A 21,709-nucleotide genomic window follows, 5' to 3' on the forward strand; every position below is an offset into this window, starting at 1 on the left:
ATGAAAGACCGTACCCTGAAGTATGCGTTGCTGGCGCCGGCCCTGGTCATTTGTGCGGCGACCCTGCTGTATCCGCTGTGCCAGTCGCTGTGGTATTCGCTGCACGACTGGAACCTGGGGCGTTCGCCTTCGCCCGAGGGCTACGTGGGCTGGCTGAACTACGCCGACCTGCTCTGGCACGATCCTGTCTTCCTGGACAGCGCCTGGGTCACGCTGGTGTTCACCGTGCCTTCGGTGGCGCTGACGATGGCGGTGGCGCTGGGCCTGGCCATGCTGCTGGCGGGCGACGGCCGGCTGCAGGTCAATGCGCGCACGCTGCTGGTGATCCCGTTCGCCATGTCGCCGGCCCTGATCGGGATTTCCTGGCGCTTCATGCTGAATCCGGAATTCGGCGCGGTCGACGCGCTGCTCAAGGCGTTGCTGCCGGGATGGAGCGGCGCGCCCGTGCTGGCGGACCCGGCGCTGGCCATGACGGCCCTGGTCCTGGTCGACGTGTGGCATTGGGCGCCGTACTTCATGCTGACCTTCATCGGCGCACTGGCCGCGTTGCCGCAGGACACGCTGGACGCGGCCCAGGTCGACGGGGCCGGGCGCGGCCGCATCTTCTTCGAAATCGTGCTGCCGCAGCTGCGGCCGGTGCTGACCATCGCCATCCTGCTCAAGACCATCTTCTCGCTCAAGGCGCTGGACCAGGTCGTGACGATGACGGCCGGCGGGCCGGGCGCGGCCACCGATACGTTGCCGCACGCAATCTACAGCACCGCCTTCCGCTTCTACGACATCGGCTACGCCTCGGCCATGGCCTGGCTGCTGGCTGTCGTGATGATGGGGCTGGCGCTCGTCTATTCCCGTTTTGCCATGGGACGCTCATCATGACCCAGACCGCCGTTCTCAATCCCGCCACCGCCACTCGCCGCCGGGCCCGCCGCGGCCTGGCGCGGCGCGTGGCCATCTGTCTGGTCACGCTGGCCTGGTTCGCGCCCGTCGTCTGGATCGTCGCCACGGCCTTCAAGCCCAGGCTCGACGTCTACAGCCTGGCGCTATGGTTTCGCCCCACGCTCGACAGCATCGTCGCGGCCTTCGGTTCGCCCTACCTGCTGGGCCAGCGCCTGTTCAACAGCGTGTTCGTCACCGTGGGCACTCTGCTGATGGCGATTCCGGTGGCCACGATGGCGGCCTATGCGTTTTCGCGCTTTCGCTTCCCGGGCGGACAGTTGGGGCCGCTGCTGCTCCTGGCCACGCAGTTCCTGCCGCCCGTCATCATCGTGATCCCGCTGTTCGTGGTGTTCCGCAACCTGGATCTGCTGGACACGCCATGGGCGCTGATGGTGGCCAATCTGTCGTTCGTCGTGCCTTACGCGACCTGGATGATCAAGGCGTTCTTCGACGCCTTGCCGCCCGACATGGAAGAGGCCGCCCAGATCGACGGCGCCTCGCGATTGCGCGCGTTGTGGGAAGTGGTGGTGCCCGTGGCGCTGCCTGGCATCGCCACCGCGGCCATCTTCTCGTTCGTGGTGTCGTGGAATGAATTCTTCTACGCGCTGGTGCTCACGCGCGAGCAGGCGGTGACGTTGCCGGTGGCGCTGATGAGCGCGCGCACGGAACAGGGAGACGCCTGGGAAATCATGGCCAGCATGGGCCTGTTCATCATCGCGCCCATGCTGCTCATTTCGCGCTTCGTCCAACGGTATTTCGTCAAGGGCCTGGTCGCAGGCGCGATTCGCTGAGGAAAACAATGGCTTCCGTAAAACTGATCGATATCGAGAAACGCTGGGGCGGCGTGGTCGGGGTGGCCCGCCAGTCGCTGGAGATCGCCGACGGCGAATTCGTCGTCTTCCTGGGGCCATCGGGCTGCGGCAAGACCACCACCATGCGCATGGTGGCGGGACTGGAGGCGCCAAGCGCCGGCGAGATCTGGATCGGCGGGCAGGACGTTACCGACGCGCTGCCCAAGGACCGCGACGTGGCGATGGTGTTCCAGAACTACGGCCTGTACCCGCACATGACGGTGGGTGAGAACATCGCTTATCCGCTCAAGGTGCGCGGCGTGGCGGCGTCGGAGCGGCGGGAGCGGGCTCGCGCGGTGGCCGAGAAGGTGGAGCTGGCCCACCTGCTGGACCGTCGTCCGCGCGACCTGTCCGGCGGGCAGCGCCAGCGCGTGGCTCTGGCTCGCGCCATCGTGCGTCGCCCGCAAGTCTTCCTGATGGACGAGCCGCTGTCCAACCTGGATGCCAAGCTGCGCGTCAGCATGCGCGCGGAAATCCGCCGTCTGCAATGCGAGCTGGGCGTGACCACGATCTACGTCACCCATGACCAGATCGAGGCCATGACGCTGGCCGACCGCGTGGTGGTCATGCGCGGGGGCCTGATCCAGCAGGTCGGCACGCCCGCCGACGTCTACAACCGGCCCGCCAATCTGTTCGTGGCAGGCTTCGTGGGATCGCCGTCGATGAACCTGCTGCCGGCGCGGGCGCTGGAGGGCGGCCTGGAGGTCGAAGGCGCACGCCTGGCCGGCTTTGCCGGCCCGCCGGACAAGGCCCTGGTGCTGGGCGTGCGGCCCGAAGACGTGGGGCTGACGGCGGCGGGCGCAGCAGACCTGGACGGCGTGGTCTACATGTTCGAGCTGACGGGCGACGCGGTGCTCGTCACGCTGGACGTGGGGGCTTCGCGGGTTTGCGTGCGGGGCGACCGCCACCTGCGCTACGCCATCGGCGAGCGCGTCGGGCTGCGTCTGCCGCGGGAACATTGCCACCTGTTCGACGCCGCCACCGAGGCGCGGCTGTCCGCCTGAATCATGGCCGTCCGCTCAAACCGGCCATACCGCCGAGCCGCGCATGATGATTTCGCCCGGCAGGCGTTCGCGGCGCGCGCGCCGGTCGGGCGCCGCGCGGCGCTGGCGCAGCAGTTCCACGGCGTGGCGCGCCATGGCGTCGATGGGCTGGCGCACGGTGGTCAGCCCGTAGGGGGCGCGCGCGCCTTCCGGCACGTCGTCGAAGCCGGCCACCATCACGTGGTCGGGAATCCGCCAGCCCAGCACGTGGCGGCACGCATCGATGACGCCCATGGCCATCTGGTCGTTGGCGCAGAACACCGCGTCCGGCCGGGCGCCCTGGGCGACCGCATCCAGAAAGGCCGCGTGCGCCTGATCGTAGGAAAAGCCGCCGTCGAGCACCGCGGCCTCCGGCAGGCTGGCGGCGCGCAGGCCGGCCTGGAAGCCGTCGATCCGCCGCCGGCCGACCGGCGCGGCCGCCGGACCGCCCAGACAAAGAAAGCGTCGACGGCCCGCGGCCAGCATGCCGTCGGCCAGCGCCCGCGCGCCGGCTTCATGATCGGTGGACACCGCATCCGCGCCGGTCTTGCCGGGGCTGCGGTTGAAAAACAGCACGGGCACGCCTTGGGCCGTGAACGGCTGCACATCGGTCGGGTCCAGCGCGGCGCAGGCGATCAGGCCGTCCAGCGGGTAACCCCGCAGGCGCAGCAGCACCGGCCTGGCGGAGGCGTCGTCATCGACCGCCAGCAGGATCATGTGCTGGCCGGCGCACGCCAGGGCATCGCCCAGCGAGTAGAGCAGGGCGGGCGCGCTGCGCAGGGTATAGCGGGTGATCAGCACGCCGACCGCATGCGAACGACGCGTGATCAGCGAGCGCGCCAGGGCGTTGGGCGCATAGCCCAGCCGGGCGGCGACGGCCAGTACGTGTTCGCGCGTTTCCTCCGAAATATGGCTGCCCGGCTGGAAGCAGCGCGACACGGTCGATTGGGCGACGCCGGCCGCCTGGGCCACGTCGTACGAGGTGGCGCGGGCGGTGCGCGGGCGGGAGTTCGTTGGCATGGGCATGGGACCGATTTTTTCGACCGATTATGCATTCGAATGCCTGCGCTTCAAAGCGTGGATTGCCTTTTCGCATTTTCCCTTTCCGGCGCCATCGCGCCGCCACAGGAGTCAAGCAATGAATGAAATCGTTCTGGATCACGCCAGTGCCCAGGCTCGCGCCATCGCCCGTGAGGACATGGTGGCTTGCCGGCTGGCGTTCATCGATTGCAAGCTGCCCGGGTCCGACCTGAAGGAGAACTACTCTATGATCGGTCCGGGCGTGACGCAATCCGACGAACAAGTGGTGAACCTGCGCGAACCCCACGGATTCAATATCGGCGCCGCAGCCATGCCGGGAGGCGTTACCAACAACCTGCACCTGCACTTCAGCGCCGAAGTGTTCTTCATTCACTCGGGTCTATGGAAATTCCGCTGGGGCTCGGACGAGCTTGCCGGCGAACTGCAAGCCGGGCCAGGCGACGTGCTCAGCATCCCGACCTGGATCTTCCGCGGTTTCTCCAACGTCGGCGATGAGCACGGCTGGATCTTCACCGCCCTGGGCGGCGACGACACGGGCGGCATCATCTGGCATCCGGACGTGTTGAGCGCGGCGGCCGGGCATGGGCTGTTCCTGGGGCGCGACAACACCCTGGTGCACGGCGCGCCGGGCCAGCCGCCCGCGGGCGAACTCATCGAGCCCTTGAATCCCGCCGACATGGCCGCGCTGCCGCGCTACGCGCCGGCGCAGATGCGCCGGCGCGTAGTCGCAGCGCAGGAGCGCGACTGGTCGGCTGGCGCGCTGTTGGGCGCCCGCGCATGCGAACTGGCCCCGGTCATCGGCCATGGCATGAGTGAAGACCGGGCGCAGGCCGCGCCGATCTCCAATCCGCACGGCTTCTCGGTCGACTGGCTCCGGCTCGCGCCTGGCGGCGCCACCGGCCGGATGCGACTGCGGGAAAAGCAGGTGTTGATCGTGATGCAGGGCGAAGCCGACCTGGTGCTCAACGGCCCGGGCCGGGAAGTGGTGCTGCGGTTGCGCGAACAAGCCGTCTATTCGGTGCCGGCCGGAGTCTGGCGCGAGTTGCGCCAGGCCGGGGGCGAACCGGCCACGGTGATCTCGGTGTGCGCGGGCGACCAGCGCAAGCGCATCGAATGGCCAGCCGACACGCTGGCGCAGGCCGCCGCGCGTGACGTGGCCTTGGATCCGGACGGCTATCTGGCGCGCCGCAGTCTGCTGCCTGACACCGCTCTCGGTGTCGGCGAAGCGCGCTTCTGACGATGGCGCCCGCCTTGCTGCTGATCGGCGGAACGCTGTGCGACGACGCTCTATGGGCGCCGCTGCTGGACGTGGCGCCGCCATTGGCTGAATGCATACATGTGGCGGATTACCGCCGCCACGAATCGGCCCGCGAGGCGGCCGCCGATCTGCTTCAACGGTATCCGGGCCGCCTGGTGCCGGTAGGCTTTTCCCTGGGCGGCTTCGTCGCCCAGGAAATGGCCGCGCTGGCGCCCGAGCGCCTGTCCGGGCTGGTATTGGTGGCAACCAACGCCCGCGCAGATGCGCCGGGCGGCGCGCAGGCGCGCCAGCGCATGATGGATCTGGCGGGCACGCTGGGGCTGGGCGCGGCCATCCGCCAGCAGCTATGGCCGGCCTACGTGGCGCCGGGCAGGCTGTCGGACGGCCCACTGCAGGACGCCATCGTCGCGATGGCCGAGCGGCTCGGCCCGGAGGTATTCCGGCGGCAGGCCGCGATTGCGGCCACGCGCGCCGATGGGCTGGCGCGCCTGTCGGCGTGGCGTGGTCCTGCACTGGTGGTAAGCGGCGGGCAGGATGCGTTGAATCCGGAGGACCGCCAGTTGGAGATGCGCGTCCGGATGCGGCAGGGGCGATGGGTCAGCCTGCAGAACGTGGGCCACTTCGTGCCGCTGGAAGCACCCGCAGGGTTGCATTGCATACTGCGCGAATGGCTGCGGGACTATGTTTTCCCGCGCCCGGCATCATCACGGCACCGCATGACGCTGGAACCGGCGACGCAAGATGAGCGCAACCCTGCAAGTCACGGAAGAACCCCTGGCCGATGAAGACATCCTGCTGCTGCGGCGCAGCCGCGGCGGCGTGCTGGTCCTGTTGGGCGCCGTCGCGATAGCGGGCTTCGCGGTCTTTCGAGTATCTGGACGGGCGGGGATCATGGGGCCGAGGCCCTTGTTCTTCCGGATCGAGGACCAGCCGGCCATGACGCTCTGAGCACGCGGCGCGCGGCCGGCCTATGCCAGGCGCAGGCCGGTCATGCCGGCCGTGATGACCATGGTCACCAGGCTGCCCACGCCGATGACGCCCCAGGCCGCCGCGGCCGACCGTGATTCGGATGCGCCATGGCCGCGCATGACGACCCGCAGCCCGCAGGCGAGATGGACGATGAGCAGCCAGACTGCGATCGAATAGTGCGGCAGCAGCCGGATGTTCCAGGCGTCTCCGACCAGCCCGACGGGCTCGCCGATGGCCCATGCGTAGTTGGTGTCGGTGCCGAAGTAGCGCGCCAGGACGAATACCGAGTTGATGTGCGAAGCAATGAAGAACGCCAGGTAGATGCCGGAGGCGGTCTGCAGGGAATCCAGCATGTCGGCGCGCCGCGCGGTTTTCGGCTTGAGCAGCACCAGCCCGCTGAGAATCTGCAGGAAGAACAGCGTGATGAGAACGGGCTCGACGGCGCCGTGGCGGTAGACGGCCCGCAACACGTCCATGACCGCCATATGCACGTCGTTGCCCAAGACGCCCAGCATGTGGTTGAAAAGGTGCGGCGCAAGAAAGGCGAGCAGAAGCGCCAGCGATGCGATGCCGTGGCCGACTCTCAGCCTGGAATAGACAGCGGGGTCGTCAAGCACGGCCGGACGCGGCAACGTGGTGCGCATCGTCATGGCCGACAGGGCCGCCAGCGCGATCCACAGCCCGGTCCATACGGCGATATCGTGACCGTCGATTTTCATCAGGTAGAGCAGCACGCCCAGCAAGGTATAGGCGGGCGGCGCGGCGACAGCCAAATGGGCCAACCGTCTTGCCAGCACCAGGCGATCGGTCAGCGCCGCCTGCCGTCCCAAGGCGTACAGGGCGAGGAATCCGGCCAGCGGCACCAGGTAGGCGGTCGACAGGCTGAGCAGGGGCGCGACGCCCGAGGCGTCCCGGGCCAGGAATCCCGCATGGGCCCACCGTAGCGCCCAGGGGTAATAGAGCGCCGCGGCGAACGGCAGCAGCCATAGCCATTCAAGCCTGGCCGTGGACGCCTGGGCGCGCCCGGCGGGCAGCGGCGCCCGGGCCGGCAGCGGAGGGGTGATGATTTCCTGCATGGTGAACCTCGATGGAATGCGGTACCGCATGTTGGCGCACCGGGCTGCCTGGCGGAAGCTGCCATCGGGTTATTACCGCGCTGTCCATCGGATCACGCCGGCGTCGCGCCGCCCAGCGCCGTTTGCAGGTAATCGATGAACAGCCTGATCCGCAACGGCATTTGCCTGCGGTTGCGATAGCACGCGTAATGCCCGCGCCCATCGGCCACGAGGTCGGCCAGAAGGGGGATCAAGCGTCCGCTGGCAATATGCGGATCGGCCTGGTAGTTGGCGAGCTGGGCCAGGCCGTTGCCTGCCAGCGCCGCTTGCGCCACCAGTTCCGGGTCATTGAAGACCTGGTGCCCGGGCAGCGCCAGTTTGACCAGCTTGCCGTCGACCTTGAACTCCCATTCGTGCGGCTTGCCGGAGTCCTTCAGCCGGAAGGCGATGATCCGGTGCGATTTCAGGTCGTCGATGGCGGCAGGCGCGCCGGCCTGCTCCAGGTAGCCGGGCGCCGCGCATACGATCAGCCGCATCGGCGCGATTTTCTTCGCGACGATGTCCGCCTCCTGGATGCGCCCGTTGCGTATGGCCACGTCCACCTGGTCGCCGGCGAAATTCGTGTGGCGATCGTCCAGGTCGAATTCGAGGCGGATCCGGGGGTACCGCTGGCAGAAGGCCGGCAACAGCGGCGCCACGCACTTGCGTCCGAATCCGACGGTTGCGCTGACGCGCAGCAGCCCCGCCGGCACGTCGCCGGCGTCCTTCATGTTTTCCACCGCGCGCGTCAGGTGGTCGACGCTGGGCAGGCATTCTTCGAAGAACTGCAGCCCCTCGGGCGTCAGTGAAACGTGATGCGTGGAGCGATCCAGCAGGCGCACGTTGAGGCGGGATTCGAGCCGGGCCACGCTGCGGCTGACCGCCGGCGCCGAAATGCCCAGCTCGCGGGCCGCCGCGTTGAAACCGCCATGGGTGGCGACCTTCATGAACGCGATGATTCCAGCGAAATTCTTCCCGGCGGACATGCAGATTCGATCTGAAGAGAGTTGGAAGGCCGGCGGCGCCAGCGCGGGACACCAGCTTACATCTGCTTTTATGATGCAAGTAGTCCTTCTTCCAGTGGTGGCACTCATGATCCGATTGATCCGCGCGCCAGATTTGCTCCTCGGCCAGCATTGGGCCAACCTGTTGGTGCAGGCGGGCATCGCCTGCCACGTGAGCGGCCGCTACCTGCAGGGGGCGGCGGGGGAGATCCCGGTCGACCAGTGCGGCCCCGACCTGTGGATCGAGAGCGAGGACGATCGCGCCGCCGCCATGCGTCTCATCGAGGGGTACGGCGCCGCGGCGCGCGACCTGCCGCACTGGTACTGCGATGCCTGCGGCGAATGGCTGGAGCCGCAGTTCTCTACCTGCTGGCAGTGCGGGGCCGCGCGTCCCGCCAAGGCGTCCGGCGGCTAGCCGTCGAGCGCGGCCTCGTCACGGCGGTCGGAGTCCGTCCCGCTCGATTCCGTCTTTCGGCGGGCCGCCGCCTTTCGTGGCAAGTCGTTCTCCAGCATATCGAGCAAACCGATGATCAGGGCCTGCATGCCTTGATCGAGTTCCGTTTCCATCTCTGATTCTTCAGCCGCGCGCGCGGCCTCCACGGCAGGTTCCCGGCCGGCGACGGAATATACGGTATCGGCTACCGCCATGCCGTGGAAGGCCACGGTCGCCAGCAGAATCCGGGACTGTTCCATCGAAATTCCGTACGCGCCGGCGATATGGCGCTGGTGTCCCTCGATTTTCGCGACCATGGCCGGCGTCGCCGCCAATCTGCGGATCACGTAGGGCGTCACGCCCGGGTGGGACTTCACGAACTCCCGCACCGACGCGGCGAACAGGGTCAGGTATTGCTTCAGCTCGCCGACGTCGTTGCTACAGGCTTGCGGGATCTGCCAGCGGCGGAAGATCTCGTCGGCCACCAGGCGCTTGAGCTCCTCGAGACCGGCCACGTGCTTGTAGAGCGCCATGTGGCTCACGCCCATGGCCGCCGCCAGGCCGACGAAGGTGATGTTGGGCAGGCCCAGCGCGATGCCGGCATCGGCGATCCGCTCGCGGGTGATGGTGGGAGGGCGTCCCCGCGTGGCGCGGCGCGCTGGCTGCTGCATGTCTGTTCCCGGTTCGTGATGTCGCGTACCCGGCACTTTAACCTGCCTAGCGAATATTTAGTTTGTAGTCATGAAACTAATTCGAGAATTTAGTTTATAGTAATGCAAATAATTATCACCAACGTCTTGGTATTTCGTTCATGAGTACTTCCGGAGCCGCGCCGGCCGCCTCTCGCCATGCCGGCCCGCTCAGTCTGGTGTTGACCCCCATCCGCGGGCAACTCATCGTCGCGTGCATGCTGGCCGCGGCGGGCGCCATGCTTACGCTGGCGCCACTGGCGGCCATCGCGCACATCGCGCGCATCGTTCTTGCCAGCGCCGGCAGCGCGGCCGACGCCTGGCCCGAGATCTGGCGGACCCTCGTCGTCGGCGTCGCCGCCATGTTCGCCGGCATGCTGTTGATTTCCGCCGGTGAATTGACGGTCCACCTGGCCGACAACCGCATCACCCATCGCCTGCGGCTGGCCGGCGCGCGGCGGCTGGCGCTGGCGCCGCTGGGATGGTTCACGGGCAAGGCGTCCGGCGAGGTGAAGCAGGCGCTGCAGGACGATATGGGAACCCTGCACAGTCTGACGGCGCACTTCTTCACGGCGGTGGCGCGCGCGGCCGGCGTCATCGGGGTCTCCGCCATCTACCTGTTCTGGCAGGACTGGCGCCTCGCCCTCGTGGTGCTGGCGCCGTTCTCCGGCTTCTTCCTGTTCCTGCGCCGGGCGATGAAGGCCAGCGGAACGAATATGCAGGCCTTCGTCGCCCAGCTTGGGCGCCTCAATGGCGCGACGGTCGAGTTCGTCAACGGGATCGCCGTGGCCAAGGCGTTCGGCGACCCCGGCCGGGCGCATCGCGGCTACCGCGAGGCGGTCGACGGATTCGCCGAGGCTTTCGCCGAGTTCACGCGTCCGCTGGTCGCGGCCATGGCCCATGCCCACGCAATGATTTCGCCGGTCACCGTGCTGGGCGTGGTGCTGGGGTTCGGCGCGCTGTTCGTGGGCCTGGAATGGATGGCGCCGGTGGACGTGCTGGCATTCGCCCTGGTGGCCCCGGGCATTTGCGGCCCGCTGCTGCTGCTGCATACGCTGGTGCACGACCTGGGCAGCGCCACGGGAGCCGCGCAGCGCGTGCTGGCATTGCTGGAAACCCCGGTGCTGGAAGCGCCGGCGCCTGGACGCCAGCAGACGCCCGCGGGGCATGAAGTCCGATTCGAGAACGTGAGCTACTCCTACGACGCCGGGCGCGCGGCCCTGTCGAATATCAGTTTCACCCTGGAGCCCGGCACCGTTACCGCCATCGTCGGCCCGTCCGGCGCAGGAAAATCCACGCTGGCGCGGCTGCTGCTCAGATTCTTTGATCCGGACGAGGGCCGCATCACGCTCGGCGGCGCCGACTTGCGCCAGATCGAAAGCGCGCAGCTCTACCGGCGGGTGGGCTTCGTACTGCAGGAAGTGCGCCTGATCCATGCCAGCGTGCGCGACAACATCGCGCTGGGCCGGCCCGGCGCAAGCCAGCATGAGATCGAGGCCGCCGCGCGCGCGGCCAACATCCATGAGCGCATCCTGGCCCTGCCGCGCGGCTATGACTCGGTGATCGGCGAGGACGCGCAGCTGTCCGGCGGCGAGCGGCAGCGCCTGAGCATCGCGCGCGCCGTGCTGCTGGACCCGCCCGTGCTGGTGCTGGACGAAGCCACGGCATCGGCCGACGCCGGCAACGAGGCGGCGATCCAGGTCGCGTTGTCGCGCTTCGCCCAGGGACGCACGCTGATGGTGATCGCGCACCGGCTGGACACGGTGATGCACGCCGACCGCATCCTCGTCCTGGACGACGGCGTCATCTCCGAGCAAGGCCGGCATGAGCATCTGCTGGCGCAGGGCGGCAGCTACGCGCGGCTTTGGAAGCTGGGCGGCCATGAAAACGCCGTGGCGCAGAAGGAGCCGTCATGCTGAAGTCCTTGATATCGTTGCTGGGCGGAAACGCCGCTGTCCTGCGCCGCTACGCCTGGCTGGCCGTTGCCTATGGCGTGCTGTGCGGCCTGACGATCGCCTGCGTCGCGCCGGCGCTCACCCACCTGCTGGGGGGAAATGCAGGGGCGGCCGCTCCGTGGCTGGCCGCGCTGCTGGCCGGGACGGGGCTGTGCTGGGCGCTGCGAGGCCGCGTCGAGCGCGCCGGCGTGCGCGTGGGCGTGGCCCTTCTGCAAGGCGGCCGCCACCGGCTCGGCGACCATGTGGCGCGCCTGCCCGTGGGCTGGTTCACGCCGCAGAACACGGCCCGCCTCGGGCATATCGTCACGCAGGGCATGATGTCCGTGGCCCAGCTTCCCGCGCACGTGTTCACGCCCGTCATCGCCGGCGTCACGACGCCCGTGGCGCTGGCGTTCGCCTTGTTCGCGCAGCATTGGGTTCTGGGCGCCATCGCCCTGGCGGCGCTGCCGCTGCTGGCGGGCGTCCTGCTGCTTACGGCGCGGCTGGCGCGGCGCGCCGACAACGCCTTTCACCAACACTTTGCCGACGCCAGCCAGCGGGTGGTGGAGTTCGCCCAGGCGCAATCGGTGCTGCGCGCCTTCAGCGCGGAGGGCGGCGCGATGTGCCACTTCGAGCAGGCCGTCGAACGGCAGCGCCGCTCGGGCGCGCGGCTGATCTGGCTGTCGGCGGGCGCAGCCGTCGTGAACGTCTGGGCCGTCCAGGCCGCCTTCGCCGCGTTGCTGATCGCGGCGGCCTGGTGGATCAACGCGTTGCTGGGCGGCGGCGCGAGGACCGCGGAACTGGTGGCGGCCGTCGTCGCGATGCTGCTGGCAAGCCGTTACGTCGACGCGCTGCTGGAGGTGGCGGGCTATGGCGAGGTCCTGCGCGGCGCGCGCGCCCAGCTCGATGCGATAGCGGCATTGCTTGCGGTTGCTCCCCTGCCGGAGCCGGATGCGCCGCAGGCGCCCCGCGATGCGTCGGTCGAACTGCGCGATGTCCGTTTCCGCTATGCCCCGGACGAACCCTATGTGCTGGATGGCGTGAACCTGCGCGTCGAACCGGGCGGCATGATCGCCCTGATCGGCGAATCGGGCTCCGGCAAGACCACGCTGGCGCGGCTGATCGCGCGCTTTTTCGATGCGGACGAAGGCAGCGTGCTGGTCGGCGGCGTGGACGTGCGGCAGATCTCCAGCGCGCGGCTGGTCGGTCAGATCAGCCAGATTTTCCAGGACAACTATCTGTTCACCGGGACCATCGCCGACAACATCCGCGCCGGCAAACCCGCTTGCAGCGAAGCCGAACTCCTGCAGGCCGCGCGCCAGGCTGGCCTGGCCGAAATCGCCTCGCGCCTGCCGCAGGGCCTCGAAACGCCCGTGGGCGAGGGCGGCGCAAGCCTGTCCGGCGGCGAGCGGCAGCGCGTCGCCATCGCGCGGGCGCTGCTCAGCGATGCGCCCATCCTGCTGGTGGACGAGGCCACCGCGGCCCTGGACGCGGAGAACCAGGCCGTCATCGCCGATACGTTGGCGCGCCTGCGCGGCAGGCGCACGCTGGTGGTGATCGCGCACCAGCTTTCCACGGTGGCGATGGCCGATCGCATCGCGGTGATGGAGCGCGGCCGGATCGTGGAAGAGGGCGCGCCCGCGGCGCTGCGCGAGAGCCAGGGACGGTATGCGCGCTTCCTCAGCCAGCGTCAGGCCGCCAAGGGCTGGCGCATCGCCGGGGAGCGCGTTTGATGCGTGCGGGGCTGTCGGCGCTGTTCGTCGCGCTCTGCGGCATATCGCTGCTGGTCGGCGCCCGGCAGATGGCCTGGTCGCATCTGTTCTCGCTGTCCGGCGACGCGTGGCTGACGCTGACCGCGAGCCGGCTGCCGCGGCTGGCGGCGCTGGTGCTCACCGGCATCGGGCTGTCGGTCTGCGGCGTGATCCTGCAGCACATCGTCCGCAACAAATTCGTCGAACCGGCCACGTCGGGCGGGCTGGACGCCGCCAAGCTCGGCATCCTGGCGGCGATGACGCTGGCGCCGTCCACCGGAACGCCGGGGCGGATGCTGTTCGCCCTGGGCTTCTGCTTCGCGGCCAGCCTGGGCTTCGTGGCGATCGTGCGCCGCGTGAGATTCAAGAACACGATTCTCATCCCCGTCATCGGCCTGATGTACGGCGGCGTGCTGAGCGCGCTGGCGGAATTCCACGCCTATCGCCACAACATCCTGCAGAGCATGCAGGGCTGGCTGCTGGGCGACTTCTCCAGGATCGTGCAGGGCAACTACGAAGTCATCTACCTGATTCTGCCGGTCGTCGCGCTGGCCTATCTGTATGCCCACCGCTTCACCGTGGCGGGCATGGGCGAGGGCATGGCGTCCAGCCTGGGGCTGAACTATGCGGCCACCGTCGCGCTGGGCTTGATGCTGGTGGCGGTCACCGTGTCGGTCACCGTCATCACCGTGGGGGCGATTCCGTTCGTCGGGCTGGTCGTTCCCAATCTGGTCGCGCTCCATTATGGCGACAACCTCGGCCGGACCTTGCCCGTCGTGGCCCTGGCGGGGGCGTCGCTGCTGCTCTTGTGCGACATCCTCGGCCGCGTGTTGATGCACCCGTTCGAAGTGCCCATCGGCCTGACGGCCGGCGGCATCGGCGGCGCCCTGTTTCTCGGGCTCATCCTGTGGAAGCGCAGATGATGCGCGCCGTTTCCCTGAAAATGATCTGGCCCGCGGTCCTCGCGCTGGCGGCGGCTTTTCTGTTCTTCCGCTCCGGCCTGGACTTCGATTACGTCATCCCGAAGCGGCTCGGCCGGCTGGCGGCGATGATCATCGGCGGTGTCTGCATCGCGTGGTCGTCGATCGTGTTCCAGACGCTTACCGGCAATCGGATCCTCACGCCGGCCATCATGGGCTATGAGGCGGTCTACCTGTTCCTGCAGTCCCTGATGGTCCTGACCATGGGAACGCAGAGCCTGGTGGCGCTGGGCGCGAACGGCAATTTTTTCCTGTCCGTGCTGCTGATGCTGGGCTACTCCTGGGCTCTCCATCGCTGGCTGTTCCGCCGCGGCGGCCAGAACGTGTACTTCCTGCTGCTGGTGGGGCTCGTGCTGACGATGGTGATCGGCACGTTCACGCAGTTCGTGCAGCTTAAAACCAGCCCCGGCGAGTTCGCGATTCTGCTCGGGTTCACCCAGGCGTCGTTCGGCCGGGCGGAGCCCGGGCTGCTGCTCGTGTCCGCCGCCGTCGTCGCGGCGGTGTGCCTGGCGGGCCAAAGACACCTGCCGACGCTGGACGTGATTTCGCTGGGGCGCGACCAGGCAATTTCGCTCGGGGTGGACCACTACCGCAGCGTCCGCCTGCATCTCGCATTGATCGCCGTGCTGGTCGCTGTCTCGACCAGCCTGCTCGGGCCCACCGCCTTCATGGGAATCTTCGTCGCCAATACCGCTTACGCGCTGGCGCGCACGCGCAGGCACCGGATCACCCTGCCCACGGGCTGCGCCATCGCCGTGGGCATCTTCATCCTGGCCCAGCTCGCGGTCGAGCATCTCTTCAACTACAAGACCACCGTCGGCATCCTGGTCAACCTGGTATGCGGCGGATGGTTTCTCGCGCTGATGGCGCGCACGCGGGGCACGGCATGATCACCACCCGACACCTCTCGAAAACCTACGGCGCGAAGTCCGTTCTGCGCGATGTGAGCCTGCAGTTTCCCGCGGGCGCGCTGACTTCGCTTATCGGTCCGAACGGCGCGGGCAAGACCACGTTGCTGATGATGATCGCCCGGTTGCTGGAGCCGACCGGCGGCGACATCCTGCTGGATGGCGCCAGCGTCGCGGGCATGAGCAACGCGGAATACGCCAGGCGTGTCGCCACCTTGCGCCAGGCCCCGGAATTCAATCTGCGCCTGACGGTGGAAGAACTCGTCGCCTTCGGCCGCTTTCCCTACAGCCGCGGCGCACTGACGCCACTCGATCTGCGGGAGATCGACGAGGCCATCGCGTTTCTCTCGCTGGATCGCCTGCGAGGCTCGTATCTCGACGAGCTGAGCGGCGGCCAGCGCCAGATGGCCTTCCTGGCCATGACCATCGCGCAGCAGACGGATTGCCTGCTGCTCGACGAACCGCTGAACAACCTCGACATCAGGCACGCCGTTCAGATCATGCGAGCGCTGCGCCGGCTGTGCGATGAGGAGGGCCGCACCGTGATTCTCGTGGTGCATGACATCAATTTCGCGGCCAGCTACTCCGATCACATCGTGGCGATGAAGCATGGCGCGGTGCATTGCGCCGGCCCGGTCCCCGAGGTGGTGACCGAGGACCGCCTGCGCGAGCTGTATGGACTGAATTTCGAGATCGCGCAGGGCGAACGGGGACGCCTGTGCAACTACTTCAATCCACCGGGAGAATTGACATGATCCTCACGCAAAGGCCGCGGGCGCTGGCCGTATCGCTCGCGCTATCGATGAGCGCGATGACCGCGCTGCAGGGTTGCGGCCAGGAGGCCTCGGGGTCGACCCAGGCGCAGCCGCCGGCCGCCGCCGGCCAGCCGGCGTCCCCGGCCTACGCAAGCATCACGGTCCAGCACAAGCTGGGCACGACCGTCATCGAAAAGCTGCCGCAGCGCGTGGTCGCCCTGGATATGAACGAGGTCGACTTTCTGGACGAACTGGGCGTGCCGGTCGCCGGCATGCCGAAGGACTTCGTGCCGCACTTTCTTGCCCGCTACAAGAATGCGCAGGTGCAGGACATGGGCGCGATCGTCCAGCCCAACCTGGAGCGCGTGCATGCGGCCAAGCCGGACCTGATCCTGATCACGTCATTGCAGGCGAACCACTACAAAGAGCTGAGCAAGATCGCGCCGACCATCCATTTCGACGTGGATTATCGCGACAGCCAGGCCGATCACATCGAGATCGTCAAGAATCACCTTGTGACCCTGGGTCGGATCTTCCAGAAGGAAGGCCTCGCGCGCCAGCGGGCCGCCGAACTCGACGCCAAGGTCGAGCAGGCGAGAAACCTCATCCGCGGCCGCCCGGAGACAGCGCTCATCGTGCTGCACAACAACGGCGCGTTCAGTTCGTTCGGGACGCAGTCGCGCTATGGCTTCATCTTCAAGGCGCTGGGCGTCAAGCCCGCCAGCCCGTCGGCCGAGGCCGGCCTGCATGGCCAGCCGATATCCAGCGAATTCATCCAGCAGGCGAACCCCGGCATCGTCTATGTGGTCGATCGCAGCGCCGTGATGGAGCGCCGTCCGGTCATGGACGCCGAGACGCTGGGCAACCCGCTGCTGCGCCACACCGCCGCGTGGCGCAACGGCCGCGTGGTCTTTGCGGACGCGCAGGCGTGGTACGTCACGGCCGCCAGCGTGAAATCGCTCGAACTCATGATCGACGACGTGATGCAGGCCTACCGGAACTGATTCGTTCGACGCCGCGCGCGTCTTTGCCGGTCCAGATGTAAATGATTCCCAGTCGCCTGATGTTTCCAGGCGATCCAAGCTCAACCGAACGGAGCATTCCATGAGCAAACGTCGCCATAGCGGCCGCGTCGCACTGCCTTCGCCGCAAGCACGGCGGGCAGACCCCGTACTTTTCTTCAACCGTCTCACCGCAGCCCTGTCCGGCCTGATGCTGGGCGCCGTCGCGCCGGCGACGCTGGCCCAGGAGGCCGCCGAGACGGGGGTGAAGACGCTTCCGGCGGTGACGGTCTCGGGGCAGGCCGAGGCGTCGGCGACGCCATACGCGGGCGGACAGGTCACGTATGGCGGCCGCGTGGGCTTTCTCGGCGACAAGGATTTCATGGAGACGCCGTTTTCCGTCATCAGCTATACGGAAAAATACATCGAGGACCTGCAGGCCAGGGACATCACCGACGTAATCGCCAGGACCGATCCGTCGGTTTTCACCAATGGCGTGGCGGGCGCATGGAGCGAGGCCTACTCGATACGCGGCTTCAACACCAGCACGACGGATACGTCGTTCAATGGGCTGTTCGGCATGGCCCCGTACTACCGGACCATGCCCGACATGTTCGAACGCATCGAGGTCCTGAAGGGGCCGTCCGCCCTGCTGAACGGCATGCCTCCCGGGGGCTCGGTGGGCGGGACCGTCAACCTGGTGCCCAAGCGCGCCGGCGTGGAGCCGCTGACGCGCCTGAGCGCGACCTATATGTCGGACGCGCAGTTCGGCGGACACGTGGACCTGGGCCGGCGCTTCGGCGAGAACCAGCAGTTCGGCCTGCGCTTTAACGGCGTGTACCGGAATGGAGACGGCCCCATCGACCATCAAAAGAGACGCGCGCAGTTGGCGGCGCTGGGGCTGGACTGGCGCGGCGAGCGCGTGCGCGTTTCCGCCGACCTGTACGACAGCGATGAGCGCATAGACGGCGTGACGCGCGGCATCAACCTTGCGCCCGGCATCGGCGTGCCCAGGCCGCCCAAGGCCGACACCCTGCTGAATCCAAACTGGGGTTACGCGAAGAACCAGGACAGGGGGGCCATGATCCGCGGCGAGTTCGACGTCGGCGACAACCTGATGGCCTACGCGGCGATCGGCGCCAGCAGAACGGAGTACACCTACAGCGGCGCCATGTCGGCGCAGGTGTTCAACGACGCGGGCGACTTGCGCACTTCGATGGGCCAGTTGAACATGAACCTGAAAAAGACGTCGGGCGAAGCCGGGTTGCGCGGCAAGCTGCGGACCGGCGCGATCGGGCACCAGTGGGTGCTAAACGCCACGTACTACTCTGACGACCAGCGGGACTATGGCCGCCGCTCGGTGCCCGGGGCGGATTGGGTCACCAACATCTATGACCCCGACTGGGGGCCGGCTCCCGCCGGCTTCTGGCCGCCGATATTGCGCAGCAAGACGCGCCTGGTCAGCTACGGCCTGGCCGACACCCTGTCCTTCGCCGAAGACCGCGTGCAGCTCACCCTGGGCGTGCGTCGGCAGGAAGTCCGCAGCGATACCCTGAATCCGACGACCGGGGCGTTGACCGGCCGCTATGACGCGGGCGCCAACTCGCCGGCCGCCGCGCTGCTAATCAGGGCGACGGACAATGTCTCCTTCTACGCGAACTATATCGAGGGCCTGAGCAAGGGCCAGACCGCGCCGATAACCGCCGCCAATGCGGGGCAGCTCTTTCCGCCGTACAAGACCAAGCAGAAGGAAGTCGGCCTCAAGGTCGACCTGGGCGACTTCACCCATACGCTGGCGCTGTTCGAGATAAACAGGCCGAACAGCTATGTGGATCCCGTCACCAACGTATTTTCGTTCGGCGGCAAACAACGCAATCAAGGCGTGGAATGGGGCTTCTTCGGCGAGCCGATGCCGGGCGTGCGCCTCATGGGCGGCGTCGCGTACATCGACGCCAAGGTCACGAAAGCCGCTATTGCCGCCAACGAAGGCAGGCAGGCCACAGGCATTCCCAGGCTTCAGGGCAAGCTGGGCGTGGAGTGGGACGTGCCGGCGGTGCAGGGCCTGACATTGACGGCCAATGCGACGTCCGTGTCCAAGCAATACATCAGCGCCGACAATTCCCTGTCGGTCGCCGGGCACACGACCTACGACGTGGGCGCGCGTTACGCGACCAGGGTGGCCGACCATCCCGTCATGCTGCGAGCCAGCATTACCAATCTGACGAACAAGGCCTATTGGGCGATGCCTCAGCTGTCGAGCCTGGCGCTCGGCGCGCCGCGCACGTTCATGCTGTCCGCTTCAATGGACTTTTGAAACCGGTCGCGCCTGAGCGGGCCCGGAACGCGTTTGTGTCCTCCTGCGCTTCGTCCACCAGCGCCAGAAACTGCCTCAGCTCGCGGCTATCGTCATTCGACTTCGTGTTGAACGCGCTGGACCAGGGCAAGGACCCTCAGGTCGTGCATCGTCTCCGGGCATCGGCGGCGGCGTGAACGCCGGCGGGAGTCACAGCCCGCCGCGCACGTCCATCAGGCAGCCCGTGACGTAGGCGGCGGCGGGCGAGGCCAGCCATAGCACGGCCTCGGCCACCTCGGCCGCCGTACCCATCCTGCCCATGGGAATGGCGCCGACCAGCGCGTCCAGCGCCTGCGGTGTGCGCTGCCGGTGTATGTCCGTGTCGATCACGCCGGGCCGCACCGCATTCACGCGTATGCCTTCGGCCGCGACCTCCTTGGCCAGGCCTATGGTCAGCGTATCCACGGCGCCCTTGGAGGCGGCGTAGTGCACCCAGGCGCCGGGCGCGCCCAGCACGGAAGCGCCGGAGGAGATGTTGACGATGGCCCCGCCCGCGCCGCCGTTGCGCAGGGACATGCGCCGTACGGCCTCGCGCGCGGCCACGAAGGCGCCGAATACGTTCACTTGCAGGACCTGGGCCAGCGTCTCGCCGCGCAGGTCGGCCACGCGCGAGACGCCGCCGGTTACGCCGGCGTTGTTGACCAGCACCGCCAGGCGGCCCAGCGCATCGATGCGCTGGAATGCCTCGCACAGCGCGGCCTCGTCGCCGACGTCGGCCTGCAGCGCCCAGGCGCGGCCGCCGCCGTCCGCGATTTCCCGGACCAGGCGCTCGGCGGCGTCGCCGGCGTGCCGGTACAGCATGACCACGGAATGCGTGAGCGCGGCCTGCCGCGCGATCTGCGCGCCGATGCCGCGGCTGGCGCCGGTGATGACGAACAGGTCTTGCCGTTGCGGGGATACTGCGGCCATGATGGACTCCATATGCGGGCGGGACGCCGCGGGTTATGCTTGCCGCGCGGCCGCGCCCGGCGAGGCGGCGATGCAAGCGAAAAAACAGAGGGGACGCCGATGGACATCAACAGGCTGGATCTGAATCTCCTGAAAATTTTCGATTCCGTGTATCGGCTGAGAAACCTCACCGAGGTGGCCAAAGAGGTCAACCTCAGCCAGCCGGCGGTCAGCCACGCGCTGGGTCGCTTGCGCGAGGCCCTGTCCGACAGGCTGTTCGTGCGTACGCCAGGCGGGCTTGAGCCGACCGCGCGCTGCGAGCGGCTGGCCCCGCCGGTGCGGGCGGCGCTTGAAACGATCAAGGACTCCCTGATCGATTCGTCGAATTTCCGGCCCGAGGACTGCACCCGGGAATTCCGCCTGCTGCTTTCCGACGTGGGCGAGATGCTGCTTGCGCCGGCGCTGATGAGCCGGCTGCGCGAGGACGCGCCACAGGTCAAGCTGGCGATCTTCCAGGCGCCGCGCGCGCTGTACGAGCGGATGCTGCGGGACCGCGAGGTGGACATCGCGGTCGGGCACCTCAACATGCAGCGGCAGACGCTGCGCAAGCAGTCTCTGTTCCAGGACGGCTGCGTGGTGCTGCGGCGCAAGCAGCCCGGACGCCGCAAGGCCCTGACCCGCGAGGCGTTCGAACAGAGCTACCATGCGATGATCATGCCGCCGGACGATCCGGTGGAGGATGGCCTGGCCGATCTGAACGTGTCGCGCAAGATCATGCTGCGCATCCCCAACTATTTCGCCTTGCCGGAAGTCATCGGCAGCTCCGATCTGTTGGCTACCGTGCCCTCGCGCATCGGCCGCCACCTCGGTAGCCGGGCCTCGCTGGAGATCCACCCGGTGCCGTTTCCGGCGCCCGTGTTCGACGTGCAGATGTACTGGCACATGCGCCATGACGACGATCCGGCGCACACCTGGCTGCGCGGCATATTCCTGGACCTGTTCCAGTCGCCGCGCTATGAAGCCGCGCCATAGGCATCGCGGCCGCTAACGGGCGCCGCGGCCGGCATCTGTTTGAAGCGCCTCGCCAGCTCGCGGCCCGATTGCGCCAGCAGCGTGGTGTCCACGCCGACGGCGACGAACTGCGCGCCGGCCGCCAGGTAGACGCGCGCCACCTCGGGGTTGGCCATCAGCACGCCGGCCGCGCGGCCGGCGGCGCGTACACGCGCGATGCCGTCCAGGATCGCCCGGCGCACCTCCGGGTGGTCGGCCTGGCCGCGGTAGCCCATGGACGCGGACAGGTCGGCCGGGCCGAAGAACACGCCGTCCACGCCCGGCACGTCGGCGATGCGGTCCAGGTTCTCCAGGGCCTGCGTGGTCTCGGCCTGCACCAGCAGGCACATCTGCGCGTCGGCCTGGTTCGCATAGTCCGGCACCTGGTTCCAGCGCGAAGCGCGCGCCAGCGCGGCGCCCATGCCGCGCACGCCGTCCGGCGGATAGCGCATGGCGCTGACCATGCATTCGGCCTGTTCCGCCGTGTCTATCATGGGCACCAGCAGGGTCTGCGCGCCGACGTCCAGGTACTGCTTGACCAGCGCCGTGTCGCCGCGCACCGGCCGCACCACGGGGTGGACGGGATACGGCGCGACGGCGCGCAGCTGGTCCAGCACGGTCCGTACGTCGTTGGGCGCATGTTCGGCGTCCAGCAGCAGCCAGTCGAAGCCGCAGCCGGCCAGCAGTTCGGCGGCGTTGGCGTCGGCCAGGCCGACCCACAAGCCGATGCGGGATTCGCCGGCGCGCAATGCGTCGCGAAAGGTGTTGCGCGGTATCTGCATCCAGGTTCTC

The 21,709-nt window shown here is 68.0% G+C and carries 21 protein-coding genes; 15 read left to right on the forward strand and 6 right to left on the reverse strand.

The window, feature by feature from the left end; translation table 11 throughout:
- The 3 genes from AC1IQ6_RS04480 to AC1IQ6_RS04490 are packed head-to-tail and all read left to right on the forward strand — an operon-like array spanning position 1 to position 2,791.
- A complete protein-coding gene (locus AC1IQ6_RS04480; RefSeq protein WP_111825803.1) occupies positions 1 to 876 on the forward strand; it encodes a carbohydrate ABC transporter permease in 876 nt (291 codons plus the stop codon).
- Positions 873 to 1,727 carry a carbohydrate ABC transporter permease gene (locus tag AC1IQ6_RS04485; RefSeq protein WP_485865924.1) on the forward strand — a complete coding sequence of 285 codons (855 nt, stop codon included), beginning with the start codon at positions 873 to 875 and terminating at the stop codon, positions 1,725 to 1,727. Before AC1IQ6_RS04480 ends, AC1IQ6_RS04485 begins: the two co-directional genes overlap by 4 nt.
- An 8-nt stretch (positions 1,728 to 1,735) precedes the next feature.
- Complete coding sequence (locus AC1IQ6_RS04490) at positions 1,736 to 2,791, forward strand: ABC transporter ATP-binding protein (protein ID WP_485865925.1); 1,056 nt, start codon at positions 1,736 to 1,738, stop codon at positions 2,789 to 2,791.
- Positions 2,792 to 2,806: 15 nt separating this feature from the next.
- Here AC1IQ6_RS04490 and AC1IQ6_RS04495 read toward each other — a convergent pair whose 3' ends face one another.
- On the reverse strand, positions 2,807 to 3,829 hold the full coding sequence (locus tag AC1IQ6_RS04495) for a LacI family DNA-binding transcriptional regulator (protein WP_485865926.1): 1,023 nt from the start codon (positions 3,827 to 3,829) through the stop codon (positions 2,807 to 2,809).
- A gap of 118 nt (positions 3,830 to 3,947) precedes the next feature.
- Here AC1IQ6_RS04495 and AC1IQ6_RS04500 point away from each other — a divergent pair, with 118 nt between their 5' ends.
- Genes AC1IQ6_RS04500 through AC1IQ6_RS04510 form a run of 3 tightly spaced genes read left to right on the forward strand, consistent with a single transcriptional unit; the run spans position 3,948 to position 6,056 of the window.
- Positions 3,948 to 5,087 carry a cupin domain-containing protein gene (locus tag AC1IQ6_RS04500; RefSeq protein WP_111825800.1) on the forward strand — a complete coding sequence of 380 codons (1,140 nt, stop codon included), beginning with the start codon at positions 3,948 to 3,950 and terminating at the stop codon, positions 5,085 to 5,087.
- A 14-nt stretch (positions 5,088 to 5,101) separates the two neighbouring features.
- Positions 5,102 to 5,893: an alpha/beta fold hydrolase gene (locus AC1IQ6_RS04505; protein WP_485865927.1), complete on the forward strand. Its 792-nt coding sequence runs from the start codon at positions 5,102 to 5,104 to the stop codon at positions 5,891 to 5,893.
- Complete coding sequence (locus tag AC1IQ6_RS04510; protein WP_485865928.1) at positions 5,850 to 6,056, forward strand: hypothetical protein; 207 nt, start codon at positions 5,850 to 5,852, stop codon at positions 6,054 to 6,056. Before AC1IQ6_RS04505 ends, AC1IQ6_RS04510 begins: the two co-directional genes overlap by 44 nt.
- Positions 6,057 to 6,076: 20 nt before the next feature.
- Here the strand turns inward: AC1IQ6_RS04510 and AC1IQ6_RS04515 are convergent, their stop codons facing one another.
- On the reverse strand, positions 6,077 to 7,153 hold the full coding sequence (locus AC1IQ6_RS04515) for a hypothetical protein (RefSeq protein WP_485865929.1): 1,077 nt from the start codon (positions 7,151 to 7,153) through the stop codon (positions 6,077 to 6,079).
- 92 nt (positions 7,154 to 7,245) lie between these two features.
- Positions 7,246 to 8,118: a LysR family transcriptional regulator gene (locus tag AC1IQ6_RS04520; protein WP_219929590.1), complete on the reverse strand. Its 873-nt coding sequence runs from the start codon at positions 8,116 to 8,118 to the stop codon at positions 7,246 to 7,248.
- A gap of 145 nt (positions 8,119 to 8,263) precedes the next feature.
- On the opposite strand from AC1IQ6_RS04520, the gene AC1IQ6_RS04525 reads away from it, so the two are divergent.
- Positions 8,264 to 8,590 carry a putative signal transducing protein gene (locus AC1IQ6_RS04525; protein WP_485866549.1) on the forward strand — a complete coding sequence of 109 codons (327 nt, stop codon included), beginning with the start codon at positions 8,264 to 8,266 and terminating at the stop codon, positions 8,588 to 8,590.
- Here AC1IQ6_RS04525 and AC1IQ6_RS04530 read toward each other — a convergent pair.
- Entirely contained in the window at positions 8,587 to 9,279 is a 693-nt protein-coding gene (locus tag AC1IQ6_RS04530) for a TetR/AcrR family transcriptional regulator (protein WP_102773910.1), read from the reverse strand. The genes AC1IQ6_RS04525 and AC1IQ6_RS04530 overlap by 4 nt on opposite strands.
- 140 nt (positions 9,280 to 9,419) lie before the next feature.
- Here AC1IQ6_RS04530 and AC1IQ6_RS04535 point away from each other — a divergent pair, with 140 nt between their 5' ends.
- The 7 genes from AC1IQ6_RS04535 to AC1IQ6_RS04565 all read left to right on the forward strand — a co-directional run bounded on the left by AC1IQ6_RS04535 (position 9,420) and on the right by AC1IQ6_RS04565 (position 18,940).
- Positions 9,420 to 11,216: an ABC transporter ATP-binding protein gene (locus AC1IQ6_RS04535; protein WP_485865930.1), complete on the forward strand. Its 1,797-nt coding sequence runs from the start codon at positions 9,420 to 9,422 to the stop codon at positions 11,214 to 11,216.
- The gene (locus AC1IQ6_RS04540; RefSeq protein WP_485865931.1) at positions 11,210 to 12,964 is read left to right on the forward strand and encodes an ABC transporter ATP-binding protein; all 1,755 of its coding nucleotides are present in this window, start codon (positions 11,210 to 11,212) and stop codon (positions 12,962 to 12,964) included. The genes AC1IQ6_RS04535 and AC1IQ6_RS04540 overlap by 7 nt, the downstream gene beginning before the upstream one ends.
- Entirely contained in the window at positions 12,964 to 13,905 is a 942-nt protein-coding gene (locus AC1IQ6_RS04545; RefSeq protein ID WP_111825794.1) for an ABC transporter permease, read from the forward strand. Before AC1IQ6_RS04540 ends, AC1IQ6_RS04545 begins: the two co-directional genes overlap by 1 nt.
- Complete coding sequence (locus AC1IQ6_RS04550; protein ID WP_485866550.1) at positions 13,905 to 14,852, forward strand: iron chelate uptake ABC transporter family permease subunit; 948 nt, start codon at positions 13,905 to 13,907, stop codon at positions 14,850 to 14,852. Before AC1IQ6_RS04545 ends, AC1IQ6_RS04550 begins: the two co-directional genes overlap by 1 nt.
- Positions 14,849 to 15,625, forward strand: coding sequence for an iron ABC transporter ATP-binding protein (locus tag AC1IQ6_RS04555; protein WP_485865932.1), 777 nt, complete (start codon positions 14,849 to 14,851; stop codon positions 15,623 to 15,625). The genes AC1IQ6_RS04550 and AC1IQ6_RS04555 overlap by 4 nt, the downstream gene beginning before the upstream one ends.
- The gene (locus AC1IQ6_RS04560) at positions 15,622 to 16,629 is read left to right on the forward strand and encodes a siderophore ABC transporter substrate-binding protein (protein WP_485865933.1); all 1,008 of its coding nucleotides are present in this window, start codon (positions 15,622 to 15,624) and stop codon (positions 16,627 to 16,629) included. The genes AC1IQ6_RS04555 and AC1IQ6_RS04560 overlap by 4 nt, the downstream gene beginning before the upstream one ends.
- Positions 16,630 to 16,729: 100 nt before the next feature.
- On the forward strand, positions 16,730 to 18,940 hold the full coding sequence (locus AC1IQ6_RS04565; protein ID WP_485865934.1) for a TonB-dependent receptor: 2,211 nt from the start codon (positions 16,730 to 16,732) through the stop codon (positions 18,938 to 18,940).
- A gap of 189 nt (positions 18,941 to 19,129) precedes the next feature.
- Here the strand turns inward: AC1IQ6_RS04565 and AC1IQ6_RS04570 are convergent, their stop codons facing one another.
- Positions 19,130 to 19,888 (reverse strand): SDR family oxidoreductase, encoded by a 759-nt coding sequence (locus AC1IQ6_RS04570; RefSeq protein WP_485865935.1) that lies wholly within the window; start codon positions 19,886 to 19,888, stop codon positions 19,130 to 19,132.
- A gap of 99 nt (positions 19,889 to 19,987) precedes the next feature.
- On the opposite strand from AC1IQ6_RS04570, the gene AC1IQ6_RS04575 reads away from it, so the two are divergent.
- Positions 19,988 to 20,899, forward strand: coding sequence for a LysR family transcriptional regulator (locus AC1IQ6_RS04575; RefSeq protein WP_479731095.1), 912 nt, complete (start codon positions 19,988 to 19,990; stop codon positions 20,897 to 20,899).
- Here the strand turns inward: AC1IQ6_RS04575 and hpaI are convergent.
- On the reverse strand, positions 20,881 to 21,699 hold the full coding sequence (gene hpaI / locus AC1IQ6_RS04580; protein ID WP_485865936.1) for a 4-hydroxy-2-oxoheptanedioate aldolase: 819 nt from the start codon (positions 21,697 to 21,699) through the stop codon (positions 20,881 to 20,883). The two genes, AC1IQ6_RS04575 and hpaI, sit on opposite strands and share 19 nt — an antisense overlap.
- Positions 21,700 to 21,709: the final 10 nt, after the last annotated feature.

This window comes from Achromobacter sp. MUI-25009338 (assembly GCF_057359325.1).